The sequence below is a fragment of the Bacillus sp. AP50 genome (assembly GCF_040492675.1).
GTDB classification, from domain to species: domain Bacteria; phylum Bacillota; class Bacilli; order Bacillales; family Bacillaceae_G; genus Bacillus_A; species Bacillus_A cereus.
Genome location: NZ_JBEUTW010000301.1, coordinates 1 through 14,860 on the forward strand (window position 1 = coordinate 1; position 14,860 = coordinate 14,860).

Genomic DNA, 14,860 nt, shown 5'->3' on the forward strand with positions numbered 1-14,860 from the left:
TTATTTGGTTCATTATGTATATAAAGTAAAATAAAAAACACGTTAGATGAAAATTCATCTAACGTGTTTTTTATTATTTATGTTCCTTATATTCATGTACTTTTTCTTTCGCATTACCAACTGTATCTTTAGCAGTGCCTTTCACCTTATCCCATTTTCCTTCAGCTTGTAATTTCTTATTGTCAGTTACTTTCCCAACAACTCCTTTTACTTCACCTTTTACCTTATCAATGGCACCTTCTACTTTTTCTTTTAAACCATGATCATGTTTAGTCATACATTTCTCCTCCTTGTAGTTTGATTAGAATTCTCTTTTCATATTGCAAGTTGAATGATGTATCTAGTAATAGCGTAACAAATCTAGTTGGAATATTCAAATGATTAATAGGATAGAAAAGGAATTGTCATAAAATGTTTAAAAATGTAACGGAAGGAGAAAGAAAGTAAATTATAATATGTCTTTTGCGGTCCATATTGATTTTGTATAAGCAATTTTCATGTGGGCACGTTCCATGTTATTTTGACTGCCGCTACCGAACCTTGTTTGTCCAACTATTAAAGTACAATTGAATTCAATAGCTGTCTTAATTCGTTTTTGAATTAATGCAGTATGACAGCCTTTACGCTGAAATTCTGGCAAAGTAGCAGAAGTAGCTAATGATGCGACACCCTTATTTATATACAGGACACCAATACCAGCAGGGATATTTTGAACTTCAGCTATGAAAAAATGCCATCCTGGTTCATTGTAAAGAATTTCATTATTTTGGCGCACGCTATCTTTTGTAAAGGATGGCATATTAAATCCACATACATAAATGTCTGCAAAAATATCAAACTCATTTTCTTTTAGTTTTCGTATTGTAATATTAGAAGGAAGAAGTGATGAACCCTCTCTCGGTATACTATACAAAGCAGTATGGAAGCTAGATTGATAAAACCCTTTTTGAGATAAGTATTGAAATAATTCAGTTGTACCTTGTGCTGGGGTAATTTCAAAACGACAAGGGATTTGTAGTGATTCATAATAAGAAATGATTGCATCAATCGCATCTGCATTTGTAATACCTTTTACCGTATTAAAAGCAGGACCAGCAATTATTTTTGATGAAAAGGCAGTGGCACTACCGAATTTTTTCATTTGCACTTGCATTGGGTTTCCGCTCATTGTTTGTAGTCTCTCTAATTTAGAAGAGAGCATATCAATTTCTGCATTTTCAATTTCTGTTGCCATATCAAGTGTCATAACAGTAGTCATAAAATTCCTCCGTTAATAAATATATTTCATAGTACATATACGATTTTTGTTTTGAGATTCCTGTTGAAATGTGAGAGAATAAGAGGTTTTTTGGAAGGGAAATGGAAGTGAACTGTCGAAGGGAGTAGAAACAGATTAAAGGTGGTGCTCTCATGAAACAAAAAGCCGTGCAGACATGCTCTAATTGTGGTTCTCAAAATATAGGAGAAGGTGAGTTTGTCGGATATGCACAAATACGGAAAAAGGAAACGATGTTCACATCTTCGCCGGTGGATGCTTATATTTGTACAGATTGTGGGAATATCCTTTTATTAAAGGTAAGGAATTATGAAAGGTTTAAACAGAAACCGTTATGATTATTGAGAAGTGGTCATATCCAACTTTGTATACGAAACGACTTATGTTAAGGAAAATGAATATGAGTGATAGTTTACATATATATGAGTATGCTACAGATAAAGAGATGACAACTTTTACTGTATGGGATGCTCATCGATTGTTATGTGACACATATAACTATATAGAAGAAATTGTGGGTCAGTACAATGGAGGGCAAGTAGCACCTCTTGGAATTGTATTAAAAGAGGAGAAGAAACTTATAGGCACGTGTGGATTTATTAAATATGATTTGGTCACACATACAGCAGAAATTGCATACGCCTTATCTCGAAAATATTGGGGAAGAGGATTAGCTACGGAGGCTGCATTAGCTTTTTTCTACTATGGTTTTCATGAGTTGCATCTTAATAGTATTGAAGCGGGATGTGATTCAGAAAATGAAGCATCTGAAAAATTAATGAAACGTTTGAATATGGAGTACGAGTGCACGATTCAAAAGGATATGTTCATTAAAGGTAAGTATCGTGACACGAAAAGATATTGTATATCTCGAGAAAGATATATGGATAAATGAAATATTTCATATAAAAAACTCCTTTAAATGAATAAAGGAGTTTTTTTATTTTTTATAACAATAATTACCTTTAATTGTTATAATTGGTTGTTAAGGGGTCTTGGTTTATTAACGCCATAATCATAGAAGGAAAATAGCTAAATCGTCTATAAAACCACTAAATAACACAATCGCAACCGTAAGTTGACAAAGTGCAACCCCGGGAAGATAGAGATAAGGGCAATGTCTACATACAATTTAGGTAAGAAAACAAAGGGGGGCACACATATGGGATTTGGTGAAAAGCTTTTTAAATTAAGAAAGGAAAAGGGCCTTTCTCAAGAAGCATTAGCTGAAAAATTAAACACAACAAGGCAAGCGGTTAGTAAATGGGAAAACGGTCAAGGTTTTCCTGAAACTGAAAAGTTAATAATGATTGGAAATGTTTTTGAGGTATCACTCGACTATTTATTAAAAGAAACTGCAGAGCAAAGTAATGAAAATGTGGATGGCTATTACGTAAGTCAGGAAATGGCAGAAGGGTATATAGTGTACGGACAAAAGATTTCAAAATATATAGCGTTAGGGTTTAGTTTGCTTATTTTGTCTACAATACCGTATCTATTATTTAAAGAAAATGCAACAATGTCGACATTTCTTGTCATTATCATTGCTGTTCTTGGAATTGGAGCAATGATGGCACCTGTAACGATAGAAGAGAGTCGATACAATGTATTGAAAAAGGAAGAACTACTATTTGATCAAAACTTTCTAAAAGAATTGACAAAAAGATATGTGATTATTAAGAAGAAGTATGCTGCGGTAATGATCGTTGGATTTTGTTTTATAGCAGCAGGCGCGATCCCGTTTTTGTTTGAGAAAAAGCATATCACTTCAGGGGAATTAGTTCAGTATTATCCGTACTGTGTTGTACTTATTGCTATCGGAGTTTATCTTTTTGTTCGTGTGTTAGGAGTATGGGAGATATATCGAATTTTAGTAAAAAATAAGGAATACAGTAATCGTTTTATTTTTAAACTGAAAAAGAAAGTAAGAAAAAAGGTAGATAGTTTATAAAAGATAAAAAACATGTTTCGAATCAATGTATTCAAAACATGTTTTTTATCGTTCTGAATTATTTCCAAAGAAATAATTCAGAAAAAACAGAAAAATGTCGTAACCATTTGCGGAATTCTGTTATAATAAACGAAAAATGAAAACGCTTTAAAGGGGGATATAACCAATATGATGATGAATGTACCGCTAACAATTAGTTCTATGATGGAAAGAGCAGAGAAACTGTTTTCGAAGAAAGAAATTGTTTCACGGACACATGATACAGTTACAACGTTAACGTATAAGCAGTTAGGGGAAAGGACGAGAAGACTTTCCAGTGCGTTGAAAAAGCTTGGAATTAAAGAAGGTGAACGTGTAGGAACGTTAGCGTGGAACCATCATCGACATGTAGAAGCGTATTTTGCTATTCCAGGTATTGCTTCTGTTTTGCACACGATTAATATTCGTTTATCTCCTCAACATATTTCATACATTATTCAGCACGCAGAAGACCGAATTCTACTTATAGATGAAGATCTCGTACCGCTCGTTGAAAATATTCAATCACAATTATCAACTGTACAGGCTTACATTATTATGACTGATAAAGATGAACTTCCAAATACTATGCTGGAGCCTGTATATCATTATGAAAAGCTATTAGAAGAAGGCGATCCCAATTTCCAATTTGTAAAAGATATTGATGAAAATACACCTGCTGGTATGTGTTATACGTCAGCGACTACAGGAAACCCAAAAGGTGTTGTATATACGCATCGTAGTACTGTATTGCATTGTATGGCACTCGGTTTAGCTGATACAGCTGCTTTATCGGAAAGTGACGCAGCAATGGCAATCGTCCCGATGTTTCATGTGAACGCTTGGGGACTTCCTTTTGCGGCTACTTGGTTTGGATCAAAACAAGTTCTTCCTGGACCGATGTTTACCCCGAAAATTTTATTAGAGATGATTCAATCAGAAAAAGTGACGTTAGCTGCGGGTGTGCCGACAATTTGGCTCGGCGTATTACAAGAGTTAGAAAATAATAGTTACGATTTATCTAGTATGACGAGAATACTATGCGGAGGTGCAGCTGCGCCGAAAAGCGTTATTAAAGCATTTGAACAGAAACATAATGTTCCATTCATACATGCATATGGTATGACTGAAACGAGCCCACTCGTAACACTTGCACGTTTAAAAAGTTATGAAACAGAATTATCGTATGAAGAGCAATTAGAAATTAGATCAAAACAAGGGTATCTTGTCCCTGGTGTAGAGATGAAAGTAGTCGGTACAAATGGTGAAGTGAAGTGGGATGGTACGGAGATGGGAGAACTATGTTTACGAGCGCCATGGATCGCTGAAAGCTATTATAACGATAATCGTACTGTCGAAGGTTTTCGTGATGGTTGGTTATATACAGGAGATGTCGTTACGGTTGATGAGGAAGGCTGCGTGAAAATTGTTGACCGTACGAAGGATGTTATTAAAAGCGGGGGAGAATGGATTTCTTCGGTCGATCTTGAAAATGCTTTAATGGCACATGATGCTATATTTGAAGCGGCCGTCGTTGCGATTCCTCACCCTCAGTGGCAAGAGCGACCAATTGCCTGCGTCGTTCAAAAGAAAAATAGTACGGTTACAAAAGAAGAAATATATGAGTTTTTAAAACCACAGTTTGCGAAGTGGTGGTTACCAGATGATATTGTATTTATGGAAGAAATACCGAAAACATCTGTTGGGAAGTTTTTGAAACAGGCGCTTCGGAAAGAACTGGAGCATTTGCATAGAGAGAAATAAGTGAATTCTTATTTGTAAACTTAAATGAAATAAAAGTTGACAAAAGAAGGGTGGAAAGATAATATAATTTTCGTGATATGTTACCTAAAAACACTTTTAAGTTTACAAACAGGAGAAGAAAATATGCATACAAAAAAATTAGTTTTCGTCGCTTTATTTAGTTCTATTATGGGAGTGTTAGGGTTAATACCTCCGATTGCTCTTTCTATTACACCAGTTCCGATTACATTGCAATCACTCGGTGTTATGCTTGCGGGTGGATTGTTAGGGTCACGCCTTGGTGTATTAAGTCAGCTTATTTTCTTACTTATTGTAGGAGTTGGAGCACCATTACTTGCTGGTGGACGCGGTGGCCTTGGTGTATTTGTTGGGCCAAGTGCAGGATATTTACTTGGTTACATCATTGGAGCGTTTGTTATTGGTTATTTAATTGAGCGTTTACGTGAAGTTTCTATTATAAAAGTATTATGTATTAATATAATTGGTGGTATTTTCGTAGTTTATGTATTTGGTATTACTGTACAAGCGTTTTTAATGGATGTTTCTGTATGGGAGACAATGAAAGTGAGTGCTGTGTTTTTACCAGGGGATTGTATAAAAGCAATTATTGCGGCGATTCTCGTAACAAAATTACATCGTTCATTGAAACATATTATTACGCCCGCTTTAAAGAATGGAAAATATACAAATGCGGGATGATAAAGGGAAGAAACACGTTAATTCCGTGTTTCTTTTTATTATTTTTGTAAAGAAAGGATGTCTCATATGGGTATTACAAAAGAATACAAAAAGCATGCCTCTTTACAACCAAATAAAATAGCGATAAAGGAAAATGATAGAGTTTTAACATATAAAGAGTGGTTCGAATCAGTTTGTAAAGTAGCAAACTGGTTGCACGCAACAGAATCAAAGAATAAAACAATAGCAATCCTATTAGAAAATCGTATAGAGTTTTTACAACTATTTGCTGGTGCCGCTATGGCCGGGTGGGTTTGTGTTCCGTTAGATATAAAGTGGAAACAAGATGAGCTCAGAGAAAGAATTGAAATCAGTAATCCGGATATGATTGTGACAGAAAGATATAAGGTAAATGATTTATCGCATGAAGAAGGAAGAGTAATTGAAATTGATGAGTGGAAAAGAATGATAGAGAAATATCTTCCTACACATTCCACTGTAGAAAGTTTACGAAATGCTCCCTTTTATATGGGATTTACATCAGGATCAACTGGAAAAGCAAAAGCATTTTTACGTGCACAGCAATCGTGGATTCATAGTTTTGATTGTAATGTACATGACTTTCATATGAAAACGGAGGATTCAATTTTAATAGCTGGGACGCTCGTTCATTCTCTTTTCTTATACGGGGCAATAAGTGCATTATATGTAGGACAAACGGTGCACATTATGAGAAAGTTCATTCCGAATCAAGTATTAGATAAGTTAGAAACTGAAAATATATCGGTTATGTATACAGTTCCGACAATGCTTGAATCTTTATATAAAGAAAATAGATTAATAGAAAATAAAATGAAAATTATTTCATCAGGAGCGAAATGGGAAGCTGAAGCGAAAGAAAAAATAAAGAATATATTTCCTTATGCGAAAAGATATGAATTTTATGGTGCATCAGAGTTAAGTTTTGTAACAGCACTAGTCGATGCAGAAAGCGAAAGAAGGCCAAATTCAGTAGGAAAACCTTGTCACAATGTGCAAGTTCGAATATGTAATGAAGCAGGCGAAGAAGTACAAAAAGGCGAGATAGGAACTGTTTATGTGAAAAGTGATCAGTTTTTTATGGGATACATAATAGATGGGGGTTTAACACGGGAGTTGAATGCAGATGGCTGGATGACAGTGCGAGATGTAGGCTATGAAGATGAAGAAGGCTTTATATATATTGTTGGTAGAGAGAAGAATATGATTTTATTTGGAGGAATCAATATTTATCCAGAAGAAATAGAAAGTGTATTACATGAACACCCAGCTGTTGATGAAATAGTTGTAATTGGTGTGAAAGATAGTTACTGGGGTGAAAAGCCCGTCGCGATCGTAAAAGGAAGTGCTACGAAACAACAATTAAAGAGTTTTTGCTTACAACGATTATCCTCGTTTAAAATACCGAAAGAATGGCATTTTGTAGATGGAATACCTTATACAAATAGTGGGAAAATCGCTCGTATGGAAGCAAAAAGTATGATTGAAAACCGGGAGAAAACATATGAATAAGGCAGTTATTGTAGAGGCGAAAAGAACACCTATCGGTAAGAAGGATGGGATATTAAAAGAGTATGAAGTTCAGCAATTAGCAACGCCGCTTCTTACGTTTTTAAGTAAAGGAATTAAGAGAGAGATAGACGATGTTATATTAGGAAATGTTGTTGGGCCAGGAGGGAATGTTGCAAGATTATCTGCTTTAGAGGCAGGACTTGGCTATCATATTCCTGGTGTAACGATTGATCGGCAATGTGGTGCTGGTTTAGAAGCAATTCGAACTGCGTGTCATCTCATTCAAGGCGGGGCAGGTAATTGCTATATCGCCGGAGGAGTAGAGAGTACAAGTACGTCACCTTTTCAAAAAAGAGCAAGATTTTCACCTGAAACAATTGGTGATCCTGACATGGGAGTAGCTGCTGAATATGTTGCGGAGCGTTATAACATAACGAGAGAAATGCAAGACGAGTACGCTTGTCTTAGTTATAAGCGGACACTGCAAGCGTTAGAAAAAGGATATATACATGATGAAATATTTTCTTTTAATGGATTATTAGATGAATCTATAAAGCCAGAAATGAATTATGAACGAATCATTAAAAGAACAAAGCCCGCATTTTTACAAAATGGAACAGTGACGGCAGGTAATTCATGTGGTGTAAATGATGGGGCATGTGCTGTTCTTGTAATGGAAGAGGGACAAGCCCTAAAGCTCGGTTATAAACCTGTCCTTCGTTTCGTTCGTAGTACTGTAGTGGGAGTGGATCCCAATCTTCCAGGGACTGGTCCGATATTTGCGGTGAACAGATTATTAAACGAAATGAATGTAAAAGTAGAGGACATCGATTATTTTGAAATAAATGAAGCATTCGCCTCAAAAGTTGTTGCTTGCGCAAAAGAGTTACAAATTCCGTATGAAAAATTAAATGTAAATGGTGGGGCAATTGCGCTCGGTCATCCGTACGGTGCATCTGGGGCTATGCTTGTAACACGTTTGTTTTATCAGGCTCAAAGAGAGTCTATGAAATATGGAATTGCTACATTAGGAATTGGAGGCGGGATAGGGATTGCGCTATTATTTGAGAAAGTAGAAGACTAGTGAGGTAACTAGTTTTCTACTTTTTGAGGAACATAAACATTGCTGCCAGGCTTCGCTTTCATTTCGTTCCAAGCAGCAATCGCATCAGCTTTTGCTTTTCCTTTATTATTTGGATCTTTGAAAAAGTCACGAGTAAAGCGATTGTATTCAAATTGTGCACCGATAGTTGTTTTGTATGTAGGGTCTTTTTTTCGTTCGTTTTCTTCATGCCAAAAAGCTACCGCGTCTTCATATGTTTTTCCAACATTCTCTTTGAAAAATTTTTGAAGAGCTACTGTAAAGCGGAAGTTTGTTCCGATTTTTTCTTTGAAAAAAGCACGAACATCTTCGCTACAGCGGTGATTTTTAGTAATAATCGTTTGAAGAGAAAGGTCTTTGTAAGAGAGGGAAGTTTTACTTGCTTTTGGACCAGAGCTGTTTTTTAAGACTTTCCCCGTAGTTAAATAATGTGAGATACGCTCGGTTATTTCGGTCTTAGAGCCACTAGCTGGCAAACCATGCTCGCGACAAAATGTTTGCAGTTCTGCTTTTAACCAATAATAATTTTGGAAATCTGTAAGAGATATAGTTTTTGTTAAAGATGGTCGCATGAATGTAACAACTACTTTCTTCCATAATTTTCTTTAATTATAAAACATACGTTCTTTTTATGGAAGGATTAATGTGTAAATATAATGGGAAGAGGAGGTTATATATAGAAAATATAATGCAAGTTCGTGTTACGGGAATTTTAATTGAAGATGAAAAAGTATTGCTAGTAAAGCAAAAAGTGGCTAATCGCGATTGGTCTTTACCTGGAGGAAGGGTAGAGAATGGTGAAACGTTAGAAGAAGCGATGATTCGAGAAATGAGAGAAGAAACAGGATTAGAAGTTAAAATTAAGAAGCTACTCTATGTTTGTGATAAACCAGATGCTAGTCCATCTTTGTTACATATTACGTTTCTGCTTGAAAGGATTGAAGGTGAAATTACACTACCTTCTAACGAGTTCGATCATAATCCGATTCATGATGTGCAAATGGTACCGATTAACGAATTAAGTTATTATGGTTTTTCGGAAACTTTTATCAATCTTATAAGTGGCGGTTTTGCAAATTCAGGGAGTTATCAAGGGTTGAAACAACATATAGGCCTGTAAATATAGTTGAAGGATAGCCGTTAGCTATCCTTCATAAACATGTTTTACACTGCTGACTGTAAAGAAGAAACAAGCTGATTTAAAAACTCGTCCCCGTTCATAACTGCTTTTCCGCCGCCGCGTGCACTCTTTTTATTTCCGCCACCTTTTCCTTCAATTGTAGGAAGAGCATTTTTTAAAAGAACATTCATATCGAGCGTTACTGTTTTTCCGCAAGCGAGAATACATTGTAGTTTGTCATCATTTTCAATAACGAAATACGTAATTGCATGCTCTTGTTGTTCTGTAATGATAGCTGATATTTTTGCAATTTCTTGCATAGAACGATCTGTAAATGCTTTAGAAATAAGTAACCCAGCATGTATTTCGGTGGGCTGTTGCAGTAATTCATTTGCCTCTGCAAATAATAATTTTTCATTCATTGTTTGTATTGTTTTTTCGTTTTCCTTTTGAGAGGTAAGAAGCTGTGCCACTTTTGCTGGGATATCAGTTTCGCTACTGTTTAATTGTTTGGAAACATCTTTCATAATTTGTTGCTGTTGCCCCATTAATTTAAGTGTACGCCAACCAGCGATAAAGGTTAAGCGTATACCACCTTTATTGCGCTCCCATCCTAGTACTTGAATAGGACCAACTTCACCAGTGCATTTCGGATGGGTTCCACCACAGCCATTGTAGTCGTAATTTTCGATAATAACAACACGTATATTCTCTGTCATAGTTGGTTCTTTACGAAGAGGTAATGTTTTTGCTTCTTCTAAGTTCATCCACTCTATACGGATTGGGTGGTTTTCAAAAACGATTTTATTGGCAATTTGTACTGCCTTTTCAACCGTTTCTGCATGCAGATTTTCTGTTTCTAAATCAATTGTTATCGTTTCTTTTCCAAGATGGAATCCAATCGTAGGTATGTTGAAATAGTCCCAAAAAACAGCAGATAAAATGTGCTGAGCTGCATGTTGCTGCATATGATCAAACCGGCGCTCCCAATTGATTTTACCTTCTACGTCTTCTGTGTGTAATTGTTCTGCAATGAAGTGGCGGATTTCTTCGTCGACTTCTTCAACATCAAGTACAGCAATACCATTTAAAGTTCCAGTGTCATGTGGTTGTCCGCCACCAGTCGGATAAAATGCGGTTTCGTTTAAAACAACGTATAAGTTACCGTCTTTATCATAATCTTGCTTTATAATTTTAGTAGTAAATTCTTGCTTATAAGCGTCAGTGTAATATAATTTGTGCTCCAATTTTCTTTCTCCTCTCGCATTAACTAGTTTCATTGTAAAGCAATTGAAATTAGTTTCCTAATATTTCAGAAGAAAGAAACTATTTTTAGAATTTTCTTGCTATAATAAGAAGAAAATGCGGGGGTGGAATAAATATGTTATATGAAAATGGCGTAGATAAACTGCTTAGTTTAAGCAAAAATATTTCTGAATTGTATCGAGAATTAAATGAAATGACCCGGATTTTAACGGATTGTAATCGAGAAAGTGTGAAGTTTGATCGGTTATATGTAAAAGAGTTACTTTGGAAGAAAGAAGATGTAATAGAGAAATATGACCAGCTACTTGTACAACTTTGTATTAACGAATGCTTTGATCTAAAAAGTGTCATTACAGGCGAATATAAGTATACATATGAAGAAGTGGAGAACATCGTTTTACAATTTAATGAGAAGTATAATGTTGCAATATTAATTAAAGATGTTTGTAAAGAATTACAGTTTACATATGGCATAGATATGGATATAACGAGAACAGCGCGGGTATCAACAGCGCAAGTATAAAAAGGGAAAAGAAAGCAGATCCTTTGCTTTCTTTTTTTATGTAAGAACAGGGAGAGTAGGTTTTTAAGATGAAGGGGAAGTTGCAAAATATTCATCCGTTAGGAATGACAATTATAATAGGGACTTTATTTGCGAGGTTCGCCACGTCAATGAGTATTCCTTTTTTAGCAATTTATTTAACGACTGTGAAAGGTGTATCAGCTGGAATGACAGGTGCTATTATCGGAACGAGTGCACTTGTTGGAGTGTTTGCTAGTTTTATCGGAGGGAATTTATCAGATCGATTCGGTCGAAATATGATTATAATATGGTCCATGATCGTTTGGGTCTTTGTATTCATTGGTTTTTCACTTGCAGATCATGTTTTAAGTTTCTTTTTATTAAATGCTTTGAATGGATTATGTAGGTCATTTTTTGAGCCAACATCAAGAGCGTTATTATCAGATTTAACGAAACCTGAGTATCGTTTACTCGTATATAATTTGCGTTACGGTGCAATCAATGTTGGAGTAGCGATTGGCCCACTTGTCGGGTTACAGATTGGAAGCGCAAAATCAACAATTCCGTTTTTAGTAGCAGCTGGAGTATACATTTTATATACAGCTATATTAGCGTTCCAATTTAAGAAGTATCCGATTGAAAAAAAGAAAGTAAATACAGAAAAGCCTGTCACAATGTTAAAGGCAATTCGTATTTTGCGAAAGGATGTCGTATTTTTAGTTGCACTAGTTGGTATTATTTTGAGTAATTGTGGTTTTTCTCATTTAACGACAACAGTATCTCAATATTTTGCAAATGCACATATATTTCAGGATGGAGTGAAATTATTTTCATATATGCTAGCTTTAAATGCGATTGTTGTAGTCGTAATTCAATACCCTGTTATTCAAATTTGTAAAAAGTATACACCGTTAACATCAATTATGGTGGGGGCTTTATTTGTGAGTGGGGGATTATTTGGCTTTGGAATAGTAGAATCCATGCTAGTTGCTGCCGTTTGTACAATTATTTTTACAATTGGAGAAGTCTTAATGTTTTCGATGACGGATGTATTTATTGATGATATTGCTGTTGCGCATCTAAAAGGAACATACTTCGGTGCGATGGGCTTTTCGGGAATTGGAGCAGTAATAGGTCCGTGGTTTGGAGGAGTACTTCTCGATTACTACGGGTACCAAAATGGGTTTGCAGTATTTTCAACATTAGCTATATTCTCAACTGTGGCATTTCCTGTGCTTTTAGTTACAAAAGGTTTATTGAAAAAAAGATATGATAGAAATTCTAATATAGAAATGCATGCGAAATAACATAAGCCCCAGTACCAACTGGGGCTTATGTTTGTATTATATTAACTCTTAATTTGAAAAAAGAACTTTCTTTTCATGTTTATCAGCAACTTCATTTTTGGAAATATGAATGGCCAAAAAACCATTCTCTAAGCAGGCTAGCATCTTCTTATAAATAACATTAGCGGGTAAAGGGATAGTTCGCTGCAAAGAAATGTTTTTATGAAGTATGCAAATGGTTAGGCCTGTCTCCATCTTTTTAATGACTACATTTTGTTCATTGGCATTTGGTACATCTGTTTCCAAAATGTATTCTTGTTCAGTTTCGCAAAGGTCAATATGAATTTGATTTGGGAAACTAAAGTTACTACAAGAGTCAGAACAAAACTGATCCATCCATTCTTCGAAACCATCAACATGAAAAAGACAATCCTTCTTTTTCTTGCCCATGTAAGACACCCTCCGTAAAATCTCAATTCATACTATGTTATGCATGAATGAATTAGGGGTGAAGAATAAATGGAAAAATATAAACATTGTATGTGGAAAAGATAGCTAGTGTGCACTTTTTGTTTTACATATCATGATGCGCATGATGTTTTTGGCGTGAATGGTTACGGTTTTTTACTTTATGAGATCCGCTTAATGGTTCAGGTTGTCCTTTTTTTTCTTTCGCTTCACGATTGTTTTTTCCCATTGTATGTGACACCTCCTCTTCCTTTTTAGAATGAGAGAAGTTTGCAAATTTATACGAGAATGTTTTTAGAAAAAAAGGTAAAGATAATTGGGACTAACTATTACAGAAAGGGGATTATATAATGCCATATCATAAAGATAAACAACAAGCGTTTCAAGCAGCGCAGCAAGGCGTTACACAAGCAGAAAATGCATTTAACAACATTGTGAAAAATGATCCAAACTACGGTCATGATTTAAAAGAATTACGCCAAGAGGTTCAGGAAGCATATGAACAAATTCAAAATGCACTAGAGGTAGCTTCAGAAACACAACGTCCACAACTTGAGCAATATGAAAATAATCTCCAAAATATAATGCGAAATGTAGATCAATTAGAAAAGTAAATTAGGTTGTTGTGTATTTGACAACCTCTTACTTTAATGAACATTATGCGAAAACAGAAAATTTTTCTATTCGTTTTTTCTTTATTATGCGCAGTACATATATTTCAAGTTGAAAAAGTGGAAGCGAAAATGTTGCTCAGAAAAGAGCTAGAACCAACTGGCTATGTAACGTGGGAAGTACCTAATAATGAAAAAATTATTGCCATTACATTTGATGATGGACCAGATCCAACGTATACACCACAAGTTTTACATTTATTACGTCAATATAAGGCTGAAGCGACATTTTTTATGATTGGATTTCGAGTTCAGCGCAATCCATATTTAGTGAAACAAGTGTTAAAAGAGGGACATGAGATTGGAAATCATACGATGAATCATTTATATGCAAATAGTTCATCAGATGAAAAATTAAAAAAAGATATTTTGGATGGAAAGAAATTTTTCGAAAAATGGGTGAAAGAACCGTTGCTATTCCGTCCTCCTGGTGGATATATTAACGATGCTGTATTTAAAACAGCAAAAGAAGCAGGTTATCAAACCGTTCTATGGTCGTGGCATCAAGACCCACGTGATTGGGCAAATCCAGGGGTGGAATCTATCGTAAATCATGTAGTGAAAAATGCTAAAAGTGGCGATATTGTATTGTTACATGATGGAGGAAATGATCGTAGTCAAACGGTAGCAGCACTAGCAAAAATTTTACCTGAGCTAAAAAAACAAGGCTATCGATTTGTAACGGTTTCAGAATTGTTACGTTATAAACATTAGAAAAAATCCCAAAAGGTGAATGTTCCTTTTGGGATTTTTCGTTACTGGTTCTTTTTGCGTTTCTTATTATTTTGTCTTTCTGCAGGAGTTAAGTTTTCATTTGCAAACTCTTCGTTATAACCAGTACCTTGTCCTTGTGCGGATGCTGCATTCATTCCTGAAATAGTATGATTTGCTTTTCTTTTACCCATTTTATTTCACCTCTATAACATTTTTTTGTATGTTGAATGATGAGCAGTTCATAGTGTGTATGAACTATAAGTAAAGCGCTAATAGAGCACTTTACTTTATGGTAATAGTATTCATAAGGAGCATGAACACTATTCAAATTTAGAAACATAAAGAAAACTTATGATAATCTATAAGTTTCTTATTATTTACTTATTTAGAAAGTTGTAATAAGATATTATCGTAAGGTATTGAAAAGTTTGTCTACATTTTATATTCAGACAACTTAGTCACGTTTAACAGG

The 14,860-nt window shown here is 35.1% G+C and carries 19 protein-coding genes; 12 read left to right on the forward strand and 7 right to left on the reverse strand.

Going from position 1 to position 14,860, the window contains the following annotated elements; genetic code table 11:
* Window positions 1-73: 73 nt before the first annotated feature.
* Window positions 74-277 carry a CsbD family protein gene (locus ABWK52_RS20495; RefSeq protein WP_098395535.1) on the reverse strand — a complete coding sequence of 68 codons (204 nt, stop codon included), beginning with the start codon at window positions 275-277 and terminating at the stop codon, window positions 74-76.
* Window positions 278-448: 171 nt separating this feature from the next.
* On the reverse strand, window positions 449-1,258 hold the full coding sequence (locus ABWK52_RS20500; protein WP_098395533.1) for a GNAT family N-acetyltransferase: 810 nt from the start codon (window positions 1,256-1,258) through the stop codon (window positions 449-451).
* Between the two features lie 152 nt (window positions 1,259-1,410).
* Between ABWK52_RS20500 and ABWK52_RS20505 the strand changes: the two genes are divergently transcribed.
* From ABWK52_RS20505 to ABWK52_RS20535, 7 genes are all read left to right on the forward strand, one after another.
* Window positions 1,411-1,614, forward strand: coding sequence for a hypothetical protein (locus tag ABWK52_RS20505; RefSeq protein ID WP_000810193.1), 204 nt, complete (start codon window positions 1,411-1,413; stop codon window positions 1,612-1,614).
* Entirely contained in the window at window positions 1,611-2,171 is a 561-nt protein-coding gene (locus ABWK52_RS20510) for a GNAT family N-acetyltransferase (protein ID WP_065703456.1), read from the forward strand. The genes ABWK52_RS20505 and ABWK52_RS20510 overlap by 4 nt, the downstream gene beginning before the upstream one ends.
* Window positions 2,172-2,438: 267 nt before the next feature.
* Complete coding sequence (locus ABWK52_RS20515) at window positions 2,439-3,227, forward strand: helix-turn-helix domain-containing protein (protein WP_098542266.1); 789 nt, start codon at window positions 2,439-2,441, stop codon at window positions 3,225-3,227.
* A gap of 168 nt (window positions 3,228-3,395) precedes the next feature.
* Window positions 3,396-5,009, forward strand: a complete 1,614-nt coding sequence (locus ABWK52_RS20520; RefSeq protein ID WP_000980202.1) for a long-chain fatty acid--CoA ligase — start codon at window positions 3,396-3,398, stop codon at window positions 5,007-5,009.
* A gap of 123 nt (window positions 5,010-5,132) precedes the next feature.
* A complete protein-coding gene (locus ABWK52_RS20525) occupies window positions 5,133-5,708 on the forward strand; it encodes a biotin transporter BioY (protein WP_065703461.1) in 576 nt (191 codons plus the stop codon).
* 66 nt (window positions 5,709-5,774) lie between these two features.
* Entirely contained in the window at window positions 5,775-7,238 is a 1,464-nt protein-coding gene (locus ABWK52_RS20530) for an acyl-CoA synthetase (protein ID WP_084064037.1), read from the forward strand.
* Window positions 7,231-8,322 (forward strand): acetyl-CoA C-acyltransferase, encoded by a 1,092-nt coding sequence (locus ABWK52_RS20535; protein WP_070756883.1) that lies wholly within the window; start codon window positions 7,231-7,233, stop codon window positions 8,320-8,322. The genes ABWK52_RS20530 and ABWK52_RS20535 overlap by 8 nt, the downstream gene beginning before the upstream one ends.
* 8 nt (window positions 8,323-8,330) lie before the next feature.
* On the opposite strand, the gene ABWK52_RS20540 is transcribed toward ABWK52_RS20535, so the two are convergent.
* Entirely contained in the window at window positions 8,331-8,912 is a 582-nt protein-coding gene (locus ABWK52_RS20540; RefSeq protein WP_065703468.1) for a DUF6434 domain-containing protein, read from the reverse strand.
* Between the two features lie 59 nt (window positions 8,913-8,971).
* On the opposite strand from ABWK52_RS20540, the gene ABWK52_RS20545 reads away from it, so the two are divergent.
* Window positions 8,972-9,460 carry an NUDIX domain-containing protein gene (locus ABWK52_RS20545; RefSeq protein WP_100240302.1) on the forward strand — a complete coding sequence of 163 codons (489 nt, stop codon included), beginning with the start codon at window positions 8,972-8,974 and terminating at the stop codon, window positions 9,458-9,460.
* 44 nt (window positions 9,461-9,504) lie between these two features.
* Here the strand turns inward: ABWK52_RS20545 and ABWK52_RS20550 are convergent, their stop codons facing one another.
* Window positions 9,505-10,707, reverse strand: a complete 1,203-nt coding sequence (locus ABWK52_RS20550) for an alanyl-tRNA editing protein (protein ID WP_176527141.1) — start codon at window positions 10,705-10,707, stop codon at window positions 9,505-9,507.
* 134 nt (window positions 10,708-10,841) lie between these two features.
* Between ABWK52_RS20550 and ABWK52_RS20555 the strand changes: the two genes are divergently transcribed.
* Window positions 10,842-11,249, forward strand: coding sequence for a hypothetical protein (locus ABWK52_RS20555; protein ID WP_000965133.1), 408 nt, complete (start codon window positions 10,842-10,844; stop codon window positions 11,247-11,249).
* Between the two features lie 68 nt (window positions 11,250-11,317).
* On the forward strand, window positions 11,318-12,556 hold the full coding sequence (locus ABWK52_RS20560) for an MDR family MFS transporter (protein ID WP_098542269.1): 1,239 nt from the start codon (window positions 11,318-11,320) through the stop codon (window positions 12,554-12,556).
* A gap of 48 nt (window positions 12,557-12,604) precedes the next feature.
* Here ABWK52_RS20560 and ABWK52_RS20565 read toward each other — a convergent pair whose 3' ends face one another.
* Window positions 12,605-12,985: an Hsp20/alpha crystallin family protein gene (locus tag ABWK52_RS20565; protein WP_000516731.1), complete on the reverse strand. Its 381-nt coding sequence runs from the start codon at window positions 12,983-12,985 to the stop codon at window positions 12,605-12,607.
* A gap of 124 nt (window positions 12,986-13,109) precedes the next feature.
* Window positions 13,110-13,232 carry a small acid-soluble spore protein P gene (locus ABWK52_RS20570; RefSeq protein WP_000517649.1) on the reverse strand — a complete coding sequence of 41 codons (123 nt, stop codon included), beginning with the start codon at window positions 13,230-13,232 and terminating at the stop codon, window positions 13,110-13,112.
* A 121-nt stretch (window positions 13,233-13,353) separates the two neighbouring features.
* On the opposite strand from ABWK52_RS20570, the gene ABWK52_RS20575 reads away from it, so the two are divergent.
* Entirely contained in the window at window positions 13,354-13,617 is a 264-nt protein-coding gene (locus ABWK52_RS20575; RefSeq protein ID WP_001146295.1) for a hypothetical protein, read from the forward strand.
* Window positions 13,618-13,662: 45 nt separating this feature from the next.
* A complete protein-coding gene (pdaB, locus tag ABWK52_RS20580) occupies window positions 13,663-14,388 on the forward strand; it encodes a polysaccharide deacetylase family sporulation protein PdaB (protein ID WP_003284976.1) in 726 nt (241 codons plus the stop codon).
* Between the two features lie 41 nt (window positions 14,389-14,429).
* Here the strand turns inward: pdaB and sspO are convergent, their stop codons facing one another.
* Window positions 14,430-14,579, reverse strand: coding sequence for an acid-soluble spore protein SspO (gene sspO, locus ABWK52_RS20585; RefSeq protein ID WP_000518055.1), 150 nt, complete (start codon window positions 14,577-14,579; stop codon window positions 14,430-14,432).
* Between the last annotated feature and the right edge of the window lie 281 nt (window positions 14,580-14,860).